Below are 17,764 nucleotides of genomic sequence, written 5' to 3'. Positions count from 1 at the left end.
GCGCAACAGCGGGAACGGCCTTTCTGTCGTCGCGCCGTTCGTGACCCCACCCGCTCGGCGGCACCCGGCACCCCGTGCGGCGATCGTCGCCGTGTCCGCCGCCCCCCTCGTGCGGCGGACACGACGTAGCCGGGACACGTCACCCTCCCCCGAAGGCGACGTGCCCCGGCCGTCCCCCGGCGCCGGACTGTGGCCGTTGCGCCCGGGTGCTCTGGAGCCGCGCGGTCACCAGCACATGACCGCCGTCTCGCCCGCACCCCACGAGGAGTGCAGACGCACCCGGACGACATAGCGGCGGCCCTTGACGAAACGGGCCCTGATAGTGGCGTTGCGGGGTGTTCCCCCGTCGTCCAGGCCCGCGAGGTAGCGGGGGTTTCCGTCCCGCATCTCGAAGATCACGACGACGGCGTCGCTGTCACCGAAGGTGCCCACGGTGTACTCCCGGGTCTCCGGCGGATCCACGCGGAAGTCGGCCTGCTCGCCCGGCCCGAGACCGAGCGGCACCGAACGGAACGGCACCAGCGGGCCCGGCCGGCCGGTGGGCGGATACCAGCGCAGGGCGAACTCCTTGTCGGCGGCGGAGAGGGTGCCCGGCGGGTGCAGACCCGAACGGTAGTGCTCCGGCTCCAGTATCAGCCCCGACGGGAAGGGGTACTCCATGATCGACTGGGGGTCCCAGACCGGGTTGTTGGCCTCGTCCGTGTCGAGCTTGCGCAGGATGTTGTGGAACGTCCGCTCCCGGCTCCAGTGGTTCGGCGGGCCCGCCAGTTCGGCGTAGACGGCCTCGTCGTCCCAGAGGATGCCGGCGAACGGGCTCTGGTGCTCGTGCAGCATGCCGAGCGCGTGCCCGATCTGGTGCAGGGCCGTCGCACGCTCCCCGGACGCGGTCAGGTCCCAGCCGAAGTTCATCGTGCGGTCGTTCAGACCGACCCGGAGCGCGTCCTTGCCCACCGCCGACCAGGACCCGTCGCCGGGCTGGAAGCCTATCCGCAGCTCGGCCTCCGAGCGGTCGCCGACCTCGGTGAGGACGAGTCCGATGCCGAGGTCCTGCCACTCCCGGAAGCAGTCGCGCACCACGTCCCGCTGCTCGTCGGTACCCACCCACGACACCCGCCGAGGCCGGCCGGTGCCCGGCATGGGAACCACGGACGAGTCGGTGTCGCCGCCGAGGAAGCAGTAGTGCAGAACGGTGCCGTTGACCCACATCCGCTGCCCGCCGACGAGCGCGGCGAGGCGCTCTGCGGCCAGCCCCGGCGCGAACACGGGGGCAGGCTGCTGCGCGAGCGAGCAGTAGCGTGCGGTCATGACCCCCAGACTGCCGTCCGGGCCGGTCCGGGCGCCTGAGTCGGGGGCTACTCAAGTCACCCTGTATCAGAGGTGAGTATGCCGACTCATGTTGCCGTGACGACTTCTCCGCGGGACCCGAAGACCCTTCAGACGCCCTGGCCGTTCACCGGGCGGACGGACGAACTGGAGCTGGTACGCCGGTCCCTGACCGCCGGACGCGGCGGCATCTCGGTGACCGGCCCGGCGGGTTGCGGCAAGTCCAGGCTCGTGACGGAGGCCGTCCGGGGCACGGACTGCGCCAGGGCGGCCGGGACCCCCGCGACCCGGGAGATCCCCTTCGCCGCCTTCGCCCACCTGCTGCCCGAGACCGTCACCCTGCACCGAGCGGTACAACTCCTGTCCGGTGTACGGCTGCTGCTGGTCGACGACGCCCATCTGCTCGACGACGCCTCCGCCGCCCTCCTGCACCAACTCGCCGTGCACGGCCGCACCCGGCTCCTGGTCGTCGCCACGGAGGGCGTACCCGTGCCGGGGGCGGTGTCCCGGCTGTGGTCCGGTGAGTTGCTGCCGCGCCTCTCCCTGGAGCCGCTGCCCCGTGAGGAGACCGCCGACCTGCTCACGGCCGGTGCGGGCGTCGCCGTCGAGCCGCTGACCGTCGACCGGCTGCACCGCCTGTGCCGGGGTGACCTGCGGCTGCTGCGCGAGCTGCTGACCGCCGTGCGCGAGCGAGGGCTGCTCGCACGGGTCCCGGACACGGACCAGCGGGCGTGGCGGGGACCGGTCCCGATCACCACGGCCGTACGGGAACGCACCGCCCACGTCCTCGACCGCGCCCGCGTCGAGGAGCGCGAGACGCTCGAACGCCTCGCCTTCGCCGAGCCTCTTCCCCTCGGCCTGGACACCTTCGACATCTGGACCCTGGAGCGGTTGGAGGCCGAGGGCCTGGTCGCCGTCGACGACCACGGTGCCACCCGACTCGCCCACCCCCTGCACGGCCCCGTCCTGCGCACCGCCGCCGGCCGGCTCCGGGCCCGGCGGCTGGCCCGCACGCCCGACCAGTGCGGGCCCGCGCTGGCTGCGGAGCGGGCCGCCCTGTCCCTGCGCATCGAGCAGGCCGACGTACGGGCGTTGGAGACACCGGTGGGGGAGTGGCTGGTGGCCGAGGGTGCGCCCCTGCCGGTGGAGTACGCGGCGCTCCGCGCCCGGTACGCCCGCCTGCGCGGCCGGCTGCGCGAGGCCGCGGCCTGGGCCCGCGAGGGCCTGCGCACCCACCCCGACGACGCGTCGTGCCGCGAGGAACTCGCCCTGGCCGGCGCCCAGTCGGGCGACGCGACGGCGGAGAGCCACGGGGCGGCGGCGGTCTGGGCCGCCGCCGCACGCGGCGACCTCGACGAGGCGGTCCGGGCGGCCGCTCGCACCGGTGACCCGTACGACGCCGTCCGGCTCGGCGCCCCCGAAGGGTCGGCCGGGCGGCTGACCGGAGTCTTCGCCGCACACGCCGACGCCCTCGCGCGGGGTGACGGACCGGCGCTGGACCGCGTGGCCGAGGAGCTGGAACGACGCGGGTTCCTGCTCTTCGCGGCCGAGGCGCAGGCCCAGGCGGTACGCGCCCACCGCGCCCCGGGCGGCGTCCGCGCCGCCCGCACCCGCGCCGTCGCCCTCGCCCGACGCTGCGAGGGCGCGCGCACCCCCGCCCTGTCCGGTCTGGTGCTCGGTGAACTCACCGCCCGCCAGCGGCAAATCGTCACCCTCGCCGCCGCCGGACTGAGCAACCGGCAGATCGCGGAGAGACTCACCCTCTCCGTCCGCACCGTCGGCAACCACCTCTACGGCGCCTACACCCGCCTCGGCGCCGGCGACCGCGGCGCCCTGCCCTGGCTGATGGAGCTGCCCGAGCCCCAACCCGCCTGACGTACGGACAGACAGGCCACTGACAGACAGACCACGCAGAGGCAGGCCGATGCTCAGGCCGCCCCGAACGCGGAGAACGCCCACCCCGTCGCCTGGTGCACCGCGTCGTCCGGCAGCGCCGCCCGCGCGTCGCGCAGCGCCTCCGCCAGGGACAGCCCCGCGTCCAGGCCCTTGTGCAGCGCGAGCATCAGCGGCACCACCGCCGCGTCGTTGACCGGCGCGCTGCACGCCACCACCCCGGCCGTACCCAGCGGCAGCAGCGCCGTGACCAGCCCGAGCAACTCGTCCGCGCCGACCGAGGCGAAGCGGGCGGTGTCGCAGCAGGACAGGATGATCCGGTACGGGCTGCGGTCCAGCCGCTCGAAGTCGTGCACGATGAGCGGCCCGTCCGCCATCCGCAGCGACGAGAACAGGGGGCTGTCCGCGCGGAACGCCCCGTGCGCCGCGATATGCGCCAGTGCCGCCCCGTCCAGCTCCCGCAACACCCGCGGCACCCGTGCCGCGTCCCCCTCCAGCACGGTGGGCACCGCCCGCCGCCCGGCGCCGCCGTGTGGTCCGGTGGGCTGGGCCGCACGTGCCGCTGTCGTTTCCTCGTCGCCGTGCGGTCCGGTGGGCCGGGCCTGACGTGCCGCTGACGTCTCTTCGCTGCCGTCCGGTCCGGCGGGTCCGGCCCCACGCGTCGCCCACGCCTCCTCGCCCCCCGGCGTCCGCGACGTCGCCCCGTACCGGTCGGCGAGTTCCGGTACCTCGGCACCGCCGCTCGCCAGCCCCGGCCCGCGCACCAGGACCTGGCGGCCGCCCCGCGGGGGCGCGGTCTCCCTCGCGCGGAGCCAGCTGCTCGCGGACGGCGACACACTCAGGACCCGTTCGCGCAGTGCGGGCAGCAGGGCCCAGGGCACCCGGTGCAGCCGGCCCGGGGGGACCACGACGACCGGGCCGGAGCCGAGGTGCGCCGCGGCAGGGCCCAGCAGCAGCTCCTGGAGGCGCGCGCCCGCCGCCTCCACCAGCGGCAGCCGGGCCTCCGCACCCGGGTGCGCCAGGCGCCGGAGGCCGGCCTGTACGTGCTCGGCCTCCCGTTCCGCGTCGGCCAGCAACCCGGCCTCGAACCGCCGTACCCGTCCCTGCCCGCACAGCAGTACGTGCACGCGTCCGTCGAGCACCGCCAGCTCCACCAGCCGTACGTCGTCGCCCAGCCGCCGCAGCAGGCGCCCCACGTCGAACAGGTCGCCGTCACCCGGCGCCTCGCCCCGCATGTGCAGGGTGCGGGAGCGGATCTCCCGCTCCAGGCGACGCTGTTCGCGCTCCAGCGCGGGGACGGGACGGCCGCCGTCCGTCCGTGCCTCCTCCGCGCGGGCGGCGATCTCGCGGAACGCCGTCATGCCGCTCAGCAGCGCGGGATCGGCCGGCGGCCGGGTCGGCGGCGCCGACAGCACCGTCGCCCGCCAGCGCTCGCTCCACACCAGCAGCCGTCGCGGCCCGCCCGAGACCAGACTCGCCCGCTGCGCCAGCGCCGCCAGCTCCGCACCCTGCGCGGTGGCCCGGGCCCGCAGCTCCGAGGCGCCCAGCGTCATCCGGTGGTCGTCGAGGACGTCCAGACCCCGTCGGCACGCCTCCAGCACACCCCGCGCCGACCCCGCCCGCAGCGCCTGCGCCGCCCAGCCCGTCATCCGCGCCAGCGGCGGCCCGCTGTGCCGACTGCGCGCGGCGACCGCCAGATGCCGTTCCGCGTCCGCCGTCCAGCCCAGACCCAGCGCGATCCGGCCCGCGAGCAGCGACGCCTCCGGCGCGGCCGGCGCGCCGAAGGCGGCCAGCCGCTCCGCCACCGCCGCCGCGTCCGCGACCAGCCGGCCCGAACCGCGCCCCGTCGCGACGCGCGCCTCGATCAGCACCAGCCGGGCGTGCGTCTCGTACCAGGTGCGCCGCTGCCCGGCGAACAGCCGTACCGCGACGGCCGCGCGCGCGAGCGCGGTCCGCGGATCACCCGCCAGCCGGGCCGCCCGCGCCGCGACCAGCAGCAACTCCGCCTTGCGGGTGGACTGGCCGCCGATCCCGTCCAGGGCGGCGATCGCCCCGTCCGCCTCGGTCAGCGCCTCCGTCGCCAGCCCTGCCGCCATGAGCACCTCGCAGCGCCGGATGGTGAGCATGAACGTCGGCGTGCCCAGTTTCGCGTACCGCTCCTCCGCCTCGTCCAGCAGCCGCAGCGCCGCCGGCACGTCACCGGACCGGAACGCCGCGAGCCCTCGGCTCTCCACCGCGTCGGCCTTGTCGTGCTCCTGGCCGGTGGTGTCCCACAGCGCCTCCGCCGCGGTGAAGTCGGCGTCCGCCCGCTCCACCGCGCCGAGCGCCAGATGCACGGTGGCCCGCAGGGTCAGCGCCCGCGCCGTCCAGATCACGTCGTCCGCCTGCCGCAGCACCGGAATCGCCCGCCGTACGTCCTCCAGTGCCTCGCCGTGCCGGCCCAGCACCCACCACACGTACGCCCGCCGGTACAGCACCCGCGCGCGGGTGTGCCCGGTACCGCGCGCCACCCCCTGCTCGAACGCGGCCAGGCCCTCCCGGGTGCGGCCGGAGTGCACCAGCGCGACCCCCAGCGTGGCCAGTACGTCCGCCTCCCGGTCGGCCGAGTCGGCGCGCGCCGCGAGATCGCGGGCGCGCCGCAGATGCGCCAGAGCCCGCCGGGTGTCCCCGAAGTCCCGCTGCCAGATGCCGATCACCTGATGGGCGATCGAGGCGTGCAGCGGTGAGGGATCGGCCCCGAGCAGCTCCTCCGCCCGCGCCAGCGCTTCGTTGGGGGCGGCGAACACCATCGGCAGCAGTTGGAGAACCGAGTCGTTTCCCGCTGTCACCCCACGGATGGTAGTGCTCCGGAACCACACCCCACAGGTTCGAGTCTGTATCAATCAGCCACCCCCGGACTCTGATTGACGACCGTCGCCGAGACCGTTGACGAGACGGTCACCGCGACCGCCGCCACCACCGCCGTCCCAGTGGAGGAAATGCCATGGCACCACAGAGATTCCGCGAGCAGTTCGACCAGATCCAGCGCTCGATGCCGGGCGTCCCGCTGGCGATGGGGCCGGACGACTCCGCCGAGTTCTTCTACGAGAAGGGCGTCGTCCTCGCCCGCGACGGCGAGGAGGCCCGCCTCGTCGAGGACACCGTGCGCGACCACTTCACCACGATGGCCGACCTGACCCCGGACCACGTGCGCCGGGCGAGCCCCGAGACCAACCGCACCGGCATCACCCGCATCCAGGTCGCCGACCCCGGTGAGGGCGACCGCGGCGGCGATCCGACCGTCGCGCACGCCTTGCGCTCCCTGCGGACGATGGAGGGACGCGCGGGCCGTCGGCTGATCAGCCGCAACCACGTCGTCTCCATCGCCGTCAACGCCTGCCCCGGCGACGAGCCCGTCCCCGTCCCGATCAGCGAGCCACCGAACCCGGCCGCCGCCGAGACGTCGTACGACGCCGGGACCGCCGTCGGTGTCCTCGTCATCGACACCGGCCTCATGCACGACTACCGGTCCTACCCGCTGCTCGCCCACACCGACGGCGACGCCCAGATCAGGGAGTGCGACGACGACGGCATCCTCCAGCAGTACGTCGGCCACGGCACGTTCATCGCCGGGCTCGTCGCCGCCGTCGCCCCCAACACCGAGGTGACCGTCCGCAACACCCTCAACGACGCCGGCGCCATCCTGGAGTCCGAGCTCGGCGAGAAGCTCTTCGAGGCCGTCGACCGGAGCGGCTGGCCCGAGGTCCTCAGCCTCTCCGCCGGCACCTCCAACGGCCGCACCGACGGCCTGCTCGGCGTGCACGCCTTCATGGAGGAACTGCGCGACCAGCGCACCCTGCTCGTCGCCGCCGCCGGCAACAACGCGAGTGCCACGCCCTTCTGGCCCGCCGCCTACGCCGACCTGCCCGGCTGGGAGAAGTCCGTGCTGTCGGTCGGCGCGCTGCGCGCCGACGGCGAGTTCGGCGCCTGTTTCAGCAACCACGGCGGCTGGGTCAAGGCCTACGCCCCCGGCGAGCGTCTCACCAGCGCCCTCACCGGCTTCGGCACACCCGTGCCGTACGTCTACCAGCACTCCACCTACGACGAGTGCCGATACGGCTTCGGCTACGCCTGCACCTGCCAGTACCCCCGCCACAACGGGGTCCTGAGCGAGCCGGGCGAGGCACCCGCCAAGCCGGACCAGGTGATGTTCGAGGGGCACGCGCAGTGGAGCGGCACGTCCTTCGCCACCCCTGTCGTCGCCGGTCTTGTCGCCTCCCACATGACGGCGCACAAGGAGCGGGACCCGCGCGCGGCCCGCAAGCAACTGCTCGCGGCCAACACCGAGTACGCGGAGGTACGCGGGGCGCACGTACCGGCGCTGCTGCCGCCCACCTGGCGCCCCGTTGTCCTCGACCCGCCGTCCGGCGGGGCGTGAGCGGCCGTATGCCGGGCGGAACCACCCACTCCACGGCGTACGATGACGTGTCGTACACGAGGGGTGGGACCGTGGACCGTGCAGATGTCGGGGTGCTTGTCCAGTCGGCCGCCGACGGGGACGCGGCGGCCTGGAAGTCACTGGTGGACGGGCTGGGCCCGCTGGTGTGGTCCGTCGTGCGGGCCCACGGGCTGTCCGACGCCGACGCGCACGAGGTGTACCAGACCGCCTGGTTCCGGTTCGCCCAGCACCTGGGGCGGATCCGCGAACCGGAGAAGACCGGCTCCTGGCTGGCGAGCACGGCACGGCACGAGTGCCTGAAGCTGATCAAGGCGTCGAAGCGGTGGACGCCGACCGACGATCCGCAGCTGCTCGACCGGCCGAGCGAGGACCGTACGCCGGAGGAGTCGGTGCTCGACTCCGAGGAGGCCGCCGCGCAGACCGAGCGCGTGCGGCGGTTGTGGCAGGAGTTCGAGGAACTGGGCGAGCGGTGCCGCCAGTTGCTGCGGGTGCTGATCTCCTCGCCGCCGCCCAGTTACCAGGAGGTGTCCGCCGCGCTGGGTATCGCGGTGGGCAGCATCGGGCCGATGCGCCAGCGCTGTCTGCGCCGGCTGCGGGCCCGGCTAGAGGCACGGGGGACGATATGAGCGACATGCGCGACGACTTCGGGGACGAACGGTCCGACGGGACGTTCACCGACGAGGAACTCGGCACCGGGCTCCTGGAGGAGGAGCTGCGGCAGGCCGCCGCGATCCTGGACCCGGTCCCGGCCGAACTGCGGCAGATCACCGTGGACGCGTTCGCCCTGCACGACCTGGACGCCCGCGTCGCCGAGCTGACCTTCGACTCGCTGGTCGACGCCATTCCGGTCAGAGGAGAGACGGACCCGCCGCGGATGCTGACCTTCCGCGCGGACGAGGTGACCGTCGACGTCGAGGTGACCACCGACGGGCTGATCGGCCAGGTGCTGCCGCCGGGGCCGGCCCGGATCGAGGTGCTCAGCGGTCCGCTGGCGCACGCGCGGCTGACGGCGGACGACATGGGCCGGTTCACCGGCGGGGCCCCGCCCACCGGCCCGTTCGCGCTGCGGCTGCGGACCGGCCGGGAGGTGGTCGTGACGGAGTGGCTGCGCGCCTGAGCCGCCGGTCCGCCGGTCCGCCGTTACGGCCTACCAGGCGCAGGGCAGGGTACGCGGCCCGCGGATCATGGTCTTGCGGCGCCAGGCCACTTGGTCGGCGGGGACCACGAGCCGCAGCCCCGGCAACCGCTCCAGGAGGGTGTCGACGAGCAGCTCGGTCTGCATCCGCGCGAGCACGGCACCCGTGCAGTAGTGGTGCCCGTTGCCGTAGGCCAGGTGCGGGTTGGGAGCGCGGTCGAGGTCGATCCGGTCCGGGTCGGGGAAGACGTCCGGGTCGCGGTTGGCGGCGAGGTAGGACACGTACACGGGGTCGCCGGCACCGATGCGCACCCCGTGCACCTCGACGTCCTCCGACGCGATGCGGGCGAGGCCCACCGAGGTGCGGTGCGAGATCCAGCGCAGCAGCTCGTCCAGGGCGGTGTCCCGCGCGTCCGGGCGCTCCCGCATCCGGGCCATCAGCTCCGGGCGGGTCAGCAGCAGGTACAGCATCTGACCGACGTTGTGCGTGACGGCCTCCCCGCCGATCTGCAGCGGCCCGGCCAGGCCCACCGCCTCCGTCTCGCCGACTTCGCCGCGGCCCACGGCGGCGCCGAGCATCGAGTACACGTCGTCGTCGGTGCTGCCGGCGCGGGCGCGGACGGTCTCCGTGATCCACCCGTACAGTCCCTGCTTCGCCCGCTCGGCCGCCTCCGCGCCGCCGGAGGTGGAGATGATCTGCCGCGTCCAGGAGTGCACGCGCTCCCGGTCGGCGGCCGGTACGCCCATCACCTCGCTGACGACGGCGATCGGGAACGGCTCCAGGACCCGCTCGACCAGGTCCGCCGGCGGTCCGTCCCGGACGATCCCGTCCACCAGGCCGTCGAGCATCTCCTGCGCGCGCGGCCGCAGCCGCTTCGTCGCGCCCACGGTGAACGCCCCCGCGACCGCGCGCCGCAGCCGGTTGTGGTCGGGCTGGTCGGCGAAGGCGAGCGAGCCGGGGCGCGGCTTGAAGTGCGGGGCGAGTCGCGTGATCTGCCGCTTCGTCACCTCGGCCCGCCCGAACCGCGGATCGTTGGTGATCGCCTTCACGTCCTCGTACCGGGTGGCCAGCCACGCCCAGCCCTCGCCGTGCGGCAGCCGGACGCGGGTCAGCGGCCCCTCGCGCATCAGATCGGCGAGCACCGGGTCGAACTGCGGCCCGTCCAGGTCGAGGGCGGGCCAGTCCCGTACGGGGGGCGGGGACTGGCCGGTCAGCGTGGTGGTCTCCTGCGTCATGCACCCACCCTCGCCGCGCACCCGGGCGGCTGTCGCGCGGGAGTGCTCCAGCCGGTGGGCGGGCCGCCGGTCAGCCCGTTACGGCGTCGACGAGCGCCGCCAGCGACTCGGCGAGGCGGACGAGCCCGGCCCCGGCCGGACCGCCCGGCTCGGTCATGTAGGTGTCCCGGCGGATCTCCACCATCAGCGCGCCCACCTCGCGCCGCTTCCCGTAGAACTCCAGCGGCACGTACGTACCGCTGAACGGGCTGTCCAGCCCCGTCTCCCCGCACGGGGCGAACGCCTCCCGGGCGGCGGCGAGCAGCTCGGACGGCGTGTGGAACGCGTCGGTGCCCAGGCAGACCGGTGGGCGCGGGCCCTCGGCGTGCAGCTCGTAGGGCAGCGGCTCGGTGGGGTAGGAGTGCACGTCGATGATCACGGCCCGCCCGGTGACGGCGAGCCGGTCGGCGACCGCCTCGGTCATCGCCCGCGCGTACGGCCGGAAGTACCGCTCGATCAGCGGCTCCGGGTCGGCGCCGTCCGGCCGCAGCACCTCGCGGTGCGACGTCCCCGTGTACACGGCGCCCATCCCGACGGCCGTCATCTCCTCCCGCTCGTCCGGGAACCGCTCCGGGTCGACGACCAGCCGCGACGCCCGGTTGACGAACCGCCAGGGCGTGAGGCCGGCCATCCCGGCCGCCACTTCGGCGATCCGGTCCGTGTGCGAGTCGGTGATGTGGTCCAGCTCCCGTTCCAGCGCGGCGTCGTCCAGGACGATGCCGGGGCGGACATCGGCGGGTATCCGCCGCGAGGAATGCGGCACGTGCAGGATCACGGGGGAGGCGGGGGCGCCGGGGACGAGCTCGAAGGAGGGCATGAGGCTGCTCCGCAGAAACGTAGAGAACGCGGGGACGCGGGAACGTGGGGGCGCGGGGACGTGGGGATGTGGGGATGTGGGGACGAGACAGACGCGCACACCCCGCCTCCGTGGACGGAGACGGGGTGCGCCGCAGGCCTTCGGGCCGGGTGGTGAGAATCAGGCGAGGGACGCCAGCGTCTCGTTCCACGTGGCCGACGGGCGCATGACCTCGGCGGCCTTGGCCGGGTCGGGCTGGTAGTAGCCGCCGATCTCGGCCGGCTTGCCCTGGACGGCGTTCAGCTCGTCGACGATCTTCTGCTCGTTCGCGGACAGCGTCTCGGCGAGCGGGGCGAAGGCCTTGGCCAGGTCCGCGTCGTCGGTCTGCTTGGCCAGCTCCTGCGCCCAGTACAGGGACAGGAAGAAGTGGCTGCCGCGGTTGTCGATGCCGCCGACGCGCCGGGTCGGGGACTTGTCCTCGTTGAGGAAGGTCGCCGTGGCGCGGTCGAGGGCGTCGGCGAGGACCTTGGCGCGGGCGTTGCCGGTGACCTCGGCGTACTGCTCCAGGGACGGCACCAGGGCGAAGAACTCGCCGAGGGAGTCCCAGCGCAGGTAGTCCTCCTTGACCAGCTGCTGCACGTGCTTGGGCGCGGAGCCGCCGGCGCCGGTCTCGAACAGACCGCCGCCCGCCATCAGCGGGACGACCGACAGCATCTTGGCGCTGGTGCCCAGCTCCAGGATCGGGAAGAGGTCGGTCAGGTAGTCGCGCAGCACGTTGCCGGTGACGGAGATGGTGTTCTCACCGCGGCGGATGCGCTCCACCGACAGCTTGGTCGCCTCGACCGGGGACAGGATCTTGATGTCCAGGCCCTCGGTGTCGTGCTCCGGCAGGTACGCCTTGACCTTGGCGATCAGGTTGGCGTCGTGGGCGCGGCCCTCGTCGAGCCAGAAGACGGCCGGGTCGCCGGTGGCGCGGGCGCGGGTGACGGCCAGCTTGACCCAGTCGCGGATCGGGGCGTCCTTGGTCTGGCAGGCGCGGAAGATGTCGCCGGCGGAGACCGTCTGCTCCAGGACGGCGTTGCCGTCGGCGTCGACCAGGCGGACCGTGCCCGTGGTGGGGATCTCGAAGGTCTTGTCGTGGCTGCCGTACTCCTCGGCCTTCTGCGCCATGAGGCCGACGTTCGGGACCGAGCCCATGGTGGAGGGGTCGTAGGCGCCGTTGGCGCGGCAGTCCTCGATGACGGCCTGGTACACGCCGGCGTAGGAGGAGTCCGGGATGACCGCGAGGGCGTCGTGCTCCTGGCCGTCCGGGCCCCACATGTGGCCGGAGGTGCGGATCATGGCCGGCATGGAGGCGTCGATGATGACGTCGGAGGGCACGTGCAGGTTGCTGATGCCCTTGTCGGAGTCGACCATGGCCAGCTCCGGGCCCTCGGCGAGCTCGGCGTCGAAGGAGGCCTTGATCTCGGCACCCTCGGGCAGGGACTCCAGGCCCTTGTAGATGCCGCCCAGGCCGTCGTTCGGGGTGAGGCCGGCCTTGGCGAGCGCCTCGCCGTACTGGGCGAAGGTCTTCGGGAAGAAGGCGCGGACCACGTGGCCGAAGATGATCGGGTCGGAGACCTTCATCATCGTGGCCTTCAGGTGCACCGAGTACAGGATGCCCTCGGACTTGGCGCGGGCGACCTGGGCCGTGAGGAACTCGCGCAGCGCGGCGACGCGCAGCACGGAGGCGTCGACGACCTCGTCCTTCTTCACCGGTACGGACTCGCGCAGCACCGTGGTGGTGCCGTCGTCGCCGACCAGCTCGATCCGCAGCGCGCCGTCCGCGGCGATCACCACGGACTTCTCGGTGGAGCGGAAGTCGTTCTCGCCCATGGTGGCGACGTTGGTCTTCGACTCGCCGGTCCAGGCGCCCATGCGGTGCGGGTGGGTCTTGGCGTAGTTCTTCACCGACGCCGGGGCGCGGCGGTCGGAGTTGCCCTCGCGCAGGACCGGGTTGACCGCGGAGCCCTTGACCTTGTCGTAGCGGGCGCGGATGTCGCGCTCCTCGTCGGTCTTCGGGTCGTCCGGGTAGGCCGGCAGCGCGTAGCCCTGGCCCTGCAGCTCGGCGATGGCGGCCTTGAGCTGCGGGATGGACGCCGAGATGTTCGGCAGCTTGATGATGTTGGCGGCGGGCGTCTTGGCCAGCTCACCGAGCTCCGCCAGGGCGTCCGGGATGCGCTGGTCCTCGGCCAGGTACTCCGGGAACAGGGCGATGATGCGGCCGGCCAGCGAGATGTCGCGGGTCTCGACCGCGACACCCGCCTGCGAGGCGTACGCCCGGATCACCGGCAGGAACGAATACGTCGCCAGGGCCGGGGCCTCGTCAGTGTGTGTATAGATGATGGTCGAGTCAGTCACCGGGTGCTCCGCTCCACGTCTGCAACATTGCTCGACATCAAGATATCTCCTGATCGACCCGGGCTCGACAGGGGCCGTGCGGAGATTCCGGACAACCGGCCGCACGACCCATGTCGAACACGCGAGCGAAAGCGCGAACGGGCCGGTGGGTGATCAGGCGAATGGGACGACGTCCTCGCCCGTCCGCTGCTGCGGGAACACCACGGTCCCCTGCTGGAGAGCGACCGTCCGGGCGGGGGCCGGAATGCGGATGCCCTCCTCGCGGTAGCGCTTGTGCAGGCGCTTGATGAACTCGTGCTTGATCCGGTACTGGTCGCTGAACTCGCCGACGCCCAGGATCACCGTGAAGCCGATCCGCGAGTCGCCGAACGTGTGGAACCGCACCGCCGGCTCGTGCTCCGGCACCGCGCCGGTGATCTCGTTCATCACCTTGGCGACCACCTCGGTCGTCACCCGCTCCACGTGCTCCAGGTCACTGTCGTAGGAGACGCCGACCTGGACCATGATGGTGAGCTGCTGCTCGGGCCGCATGAAGTTGGTCATGTTCGACTGCGCGAGCTTGCCGTTCGGGATGACGACCAGGTTGTTGGACAGGTCGCGGACGGTGGTCTGCCGCCAGTTGATGTCCTCCACATAGCCGTCCTCGCCGCTGCTGAGCTGGATGTAGTCACCCGGCTGCACGGTCTTCGACGCCAGGATGTGCACGCCCGCGAAGAGGTTGGCCAGCGTGTCCTGCAGGGCCAGCGCGACCGCCAGACCGCCGACGCCCAGGGCGGTGAGCAGCGGTGCTATGGAGATGCCCACCGACTGCAGCATCACCAGGAAGCCGACGGCCAGCACCAGGATCCGGGTGATGTTGACGAAGATCGTGGCCGATCCGGCGACCCCGGAACGGGACAGGGTCACCGTTCGCACCAGACCGGCGATCACCCGGGCCGACGACACCGTCGCCACGAAGATCAGCAGGACCGTCAGCACCTGGTTGACGTTGTGCTGCACCGCCCGGGTCAGCGGCAGCGCCGCCGCCGCGCCCGCCACGCCGCCCGCGACCGCCGCCCACGGCGCCACCGTGCGCAGCGCGGCCACCATGACGTCGTCGCCGCTCCAGCGGGTGCGCCCGGCGTGTCCCGCCAGCCAGCGCAGCACCACGCGCAGCAGGAACGCCCCCAGGAGGCCCGCCGCCAGCGCGATGCCGGCGGGCACCAGGTGGTCCACGGTCAGGTCGTCCGTCACCGGCCACCTCCATGGAGTGCGGCTGCGGCGAAGTCCCTCGCCGACGGCCGGATGTGAAGTCTCGTCACGTCGTCACCTGCTCGATACCTGCTGGATTCCGGAATGCGCGAACCACGCCGGTCCGCAAGAGAGTTCGACCGGCGCGAGCGCTCATCCTGCCGTATCGCGCGTGGTGCTCGGTACCGCGCCGAGGAGCGGGGCGCGGTGTTTCGGCCTCAGATCACCTTCATCCGTACCAGCGCCGCCAACGTCAGCGCCCCGGGCAGCAGCGGCAGCCAGACGGTCATGAGCCGGAACGCGAGCACCACCGCCGTGGCCACGGCCGCCGGGCCGCCCGCCGCCACCAGCGCCACGACCAGCGCCGCCTCCACCGAACCGATCCCGCCCGGCGTGGGTACCAGCGCGACCGCGACCGTCGCCGCCAGATACGCCACCGCCATGTGCGCGGCAGGCACCGGCAGTCCCAGCGACTCACCCACCAGGACCAGCACCGCCGTCTGGAGCGCGGGGAAGGCGAGCGCGCCGCCCCACAGCGCCAGCGCCCGCGCCGGGAGGGCGTGCACCGAGCGGGCCTCGCCGAGCGCCGTCCGCAGGAAGGAGACCAGCGCCCCACGCAGCCGTGGCACCAGCGCGAGTACGCCCGCCGCCACGAACGGCACCGCGCCCGCGACGATCAGCAGTGGTCCCACGGCCCCCTCGGGCAGCAGCGTGCCGAGCCGCAGCGCGTCGGGGAACGCGATCAGCAGGGCGCCCAGCAGGGCGAGCCGGCCCACGCTCTCCGCCAGCAGATACAGGGCGAGAGCGGCCGAGGAACGGGCGAGCGGCAGCCCGCACACCGCCATGAAACGCAGGTTGACCGCGCTCGCGCCCAGCCCCGTCGGCAGCAGATGGTTGGCCGCGCCCGCCGCGAACTGCGTGGCGAGCAGCCGCCGCCGCGGCAGCCGCTCCACCACGGCGCCCTGCCGGGTGCAGGCCGCGGCGACCCAGGTCAGACAGGTCGCGCAGGCCGCGGCCAGCAACCAGGGCCACCGGGCGGTGGCGAGATGACCGAAGCCCTCGGCGAGCACGGACCGGTGCCGCACCGCGACCACGGTGACCAGCAGCAACGGAAGCACGCAGAAGACCCGCCGGACCAGGCGGGCGCGGCTGTCGCGGCGGACGGGGGCGAAGCCGGGGACGGGCTTCTCGGGGAGTTGTACCGCTGTCACACCACAAGAGATTCCCGGTACGGCGCCAACTACGGATGTCCGACGCGCGGACGACGTCTTACGGATGGCGGGCGGCCGGTCCGCCCCGGGGCTCTTGACCTCAAGGAAGATTGAGGTTCTACCGTCACTCGCATGAGCATGGAGACCACAGCCTGGACCCAACTGCACAGCGTCATGAACGCCGAGCATGAGCGCCGACCCCTCGCCCGCGCGACACTGCGCCGCATCGGCGCGTTCGCCCGCCCGCACCGCCGCCGCATCACCCGGTTCGTCCTGCTCGGGGTGGTGACGGCGCTGCTCGCCGTCGCCACACCCGTCCTGGCCGGCAACGTCGTCAACGCGATCGTGTCGGGCGACGACGAGGGCACGGTCGTACGCCTCGCCCTGCTGATCGCGCTCATCGCGGTCGCCGAGGCGGTGCTCGGCATCCTCTCCCGGAGGCTCTCGGCGAGGCTCGGGGAGGGACTCATCCTCGATCTGCGCACGGCTGTGTTCGATCATGTGCAGCGCATGCCGGTCGCGTTCTTCACACGTACTCGTACGGGAGCACTGGTCTCCCGTCTCAACAACGACGTCATCGGCGCCCAACGGGCCTTCAGCAACACGCTGTCCGGAGTGGTGAGCAACCTGGTCACGCTGCTGCTCACCCTGGTCGTCATGCTCACCCTGTCCTGGCAGATCACCCTGCTCGCGCTGGCGCTGCTGCCGGTGTTCGTGTTCCCGGCCCGGCGCATGGGTCGCCGCATGGCCCGCATGCAGCGCGAGGCCGCCACCCTGAACGCCGCCATGGGCACCCGCATGACCGAGCGCTTCTCGGCCCCCGGCGCCACGCTGATCAAGCTGTTCGGCCGCCCGGACGACGAGTCGGCCGAGTTCGCCGACCGCGCCCGCCGCGTCGCCGACATCGGAGTGCGCACCGCCACCGCCCAGGCGGCGTTCATCACCGCCCTCACCCTGGTCTCCGCCCTCGCCCTGGCCCTCGTCTACGGCCTCGGCGGCTGGTTCGCCCTGCGCGGCACCCTGGACCCGGGCGCCGTCGTGGCGCTCGCGCTGCTGCTGACCCGCCTGTACGCGCCGCTCACCGCGCTCGCCGGGGCCCGCGTCGAGGTCATGAGCGCCCTCGTCAGCTTCGAGCGGGTCTTCGAGGTACTCGACCTGACCCCGCTCATCGACGAGAAGCCCGACGCCGGCCCGGTCCCCGACGGCCCGGTCGCCGTCGAGTTCGACGACGTCCGCTTCGGCTACCCGTCCGCCGACAAGGTCTCCCTCGCCTCCCTCGAAGAGGTCGCCACGCTGGACACCCGGGGCGGCGAGGAGGTGCTGCACGGCCTCTCCTTCCGCGCCGAACCGGGGCAGACCATCGCGCTCGTCGGCTCCTCCGGCGCCGGCAAGTCGACCATCGCCCAGCTGCTGCCGCGCCTGTACGACGCCGACGGCGGCACCGTCCGCGTCGGCGGCGTCGACGTCCGCGACCTGGGCGCCCGGTCACTGCGCGACACCGTCGGCATGGTCACCCAGGACGGCCACCTCTTCCACGACACGGTCCGCGCCAACCTGCTGCTGGCGCGGCCGGGGGCCACCGACACCGAGCTGTGGGACGCGCTGCGCCGCGCCCGCCTGGTCGACCTCGTACGGTCCCTGCCCGACGGCCTCGACACCGTGGTCGGCGAGCGCGGCTACCGGCTCTCCGGCGGCGAGCGCCAGCGCATGACCATCGCCCGGCTGCTGCTGGCCCGCCAGCGCGTCGTCATCCTCGACGAGGCCACCGCCCACCTCGACAACACCTCCGAGGCGGCCGTCCAGGAGGCCCTCGCGGAGGCACTGGAGGGCAGGACCGCGGTGGTGATCGCGCACCGGCTGTCGACGATCCGGGCGGCCGACCAGATCCTGGTGGTCGAGGCCGGCCGCATCGTGGAACGCGGCACCCACGACGAACTCCTGGCCGTCGGCGGCCGCTACGCCCAGCTGCACCGCACCCAGTTCGGCCGGCCGGCGACGGAGAAGGCGAAGCAGGCGGCGTGAGCGCGCGGGGGTGGGAGGTGCGGGCCGGGACGGTACGGGCG

The 17,764-nt window shown here is 73.3% G+C and carries 12 protein-coding genes; 5 read left to right on the top strand and 7 right to left on the bottom strand.

Features of this window, described 5'->3' with window-relative positions:
* Positions 1-225: 225 nt before the first annotated feature.
* On the bottom strand, positions 226-1,305 hold the full coding sequence (locus tag ACFCZF_RS32870; RefSeq protein ID WP_375911446.1) for a hypothetical protein: 1,080 nt from the start codon (positions 1,303-1,305) through the stop codon (positions 226-228).
* Between the two features lie 78 nt (positions 1,306-1,383).
* Between ACFCZF_RS32870 and ACFCZF_RS32865 the strand changes: the two genes are divergently transcribed.
* Complete coding sequence (locus tag ACFCZF_RS32865) at positions 1,384-3,198, top strand: LuxR C-terminal-related transcriptional regulator (RefSeq protein WP_376674738.1); 1,815 nt, start codon at positions 1,384-1,386, stop codon at positions 3,196-3,198.
* A 53-nt stretch (positions 3,199-3,251) separates the two neighbouring features.
* Here ACFCZF_RS32865 and ACFCZF_RS32860 read toward each other — a convergent pair whose 3' ends face one another.
* Entirely contained in the window at positions 3,252-6,005 is a 2,754-nt protein-coding gene (locus ACFCZF_RS32860; protein ID WP_376674759.1) for a CHAT domain-containing protein, read from the bottom strand.
* Positions 6,006-6,199: 194 nt separating this feature from the next.
* Here ACFCZF_RS32860 and ACFCZF_RS32855 point away from each other — a divergent pair, with 194 nt between their 5' ends.
* From ACFCZF_RS32855 to ACFCZF_RS32845, 3 genes are read left to right on the top strand one after another with little or no spacing between them, the layout of a single operon-like run.
* Positions 6,200-7,633 carry a S8/S53 family peptidase gene (locus ACFCZF_RS32855; RefSeq protein WP_376674737.1) on the top strand — a complete coding sequence of 478 codons (1,434 nt, stop codon included), beginning with the start codon at positions 6,200-6,202 and terminating at the stop codon, positions 7,631-7,633.
* 8 nt (positions 7,634-7,641) lie between these two features.
* A complete protein-coding gene (locus tag ACFCZF_RS32850) occupies positions 7,642-8,280 on the top strand; it encodes an RNA polymerase sigma factor (RefSeq protein WP_376674736.1) in 639 nt (212 codons plus the stop codon).
* A complete protein-coding gene (locus ACFCZF_RS32845) occupies positions 8,277-8,771 on the top strand; it encodes a hypothetical protein (protein ID WP_375911461.1) in 495 nt (164 codons plus the stop codon). The genes ACFCZF_RS32850 and ACFCZF_RS32845 overlap by 4 nt, the downstream gene beginning before the upstream one ends.
* Before the next feature lie 30 nt (positions 8,772-8,801).
* Here the strand turns inward: ACFCZF_RS32845 and ACFCZF_RS32840 are convergent, their stop codons facing one another.
* The 5 genes from ACFCZF_RS32840 to ACFCZF_RS32820 all read right to left on the bottom strand — a co-directional run bounded on the left by ACFCZF_RS32840 (position 8,802) and on the right by ACFCZF_RS32820 (position 15,608).
* Positions 8,802-10,025: a cytochrome P450 gene (locus tag ACFCZF_RS32840; protein ID WP_376674735.1), complete on the bottom strand. Its 1,224-nt coding sequence runs from the start codon at positions 10,023-10,025 to the stop codon at positions 8,802-8,804.
* Positions 10,026-10,095: 70 nt separating this feature from the next.
* Positions 10,096-10,881 (bottom strand): N-formylglutamate amidohydrolase, encoded by a 786-nt coding sequence (locus tag ACFCZF_RS32835; RefSeq protein ID WP_376674734.1) that lies wholly within the window; start codon positions 10,879-10,881, stop codon positions 10,096-10,098.
* Positions 10,882-11,040: 159 nt separating this feature from the next.
* Positions 11,041-13,260, bottom strand: coding sequence for an NADP-dependent isocitrate dehydrogenase (locus ACFCZF_RS32830; RefSeq protein ID WP_376674733.1), 2,220 nt, complete (start codon positions 13,258-13,260; stop codon positions 11,041-11,043).
* Between the two features lie 153 nt (positions 13,261-13,413).
* On the bottom strand, positions 13,414-14,493 hold the full coding sequence (locus ACFCZF_RS32825) for a mechanosensitive ion channel family protein (protein WP_376674732.1): 1,080 nt from the start codon (positions 14,491-14,493) through the stop codon (positions 13,414-13,416).
* A 215-nt stretch (positions 14,494-14,708) separates the two neighbouring features.
* The gene (locus ACFCZF_RS32820) at positions 14,709-15,608 is read right to left on the bottom strand and encodes a YbhN family protein (RefSeq protein ID WP_376674758.1); all 900 of its coding nucleotides are present in this window, start codon (positions 15,606-15,608) and stop codon (positions 14,709-14,711) included.
* Positions 15,609-15,839: 231 nt separating this feature from the next.
* Here ACFCZF_RS32820 and ACFCZF_RS32815 point away from each other — a divergent pair, with 231 nt between their 5' ends.
* A complete protein-coding gene (locus tag ACFCZF_RS32815; protein WP_376674757.1) occupies positions 15,840-17,723 on the top strand; it encodes an ABC transporter ATP-binding protein in 1,884 nt (627 codons plus the stop codon).
* The last annotated feature ends 41 nt before the right edge of the window (positions 17,724-17,764 follow it).

This window comes from Streptomyces sp. NPDC056296 (genome assembly GCF_042268605.1).
GTDB lineage: Bacteria > Actinomycetota > Actinomycetes > Streptomycetales > Streptomycetaceae > Streptomyces.
Note: the sequence above shows the minus strand (reverse complement) of the source record. Positions and strands in the feature narration are given on the sequence as shown.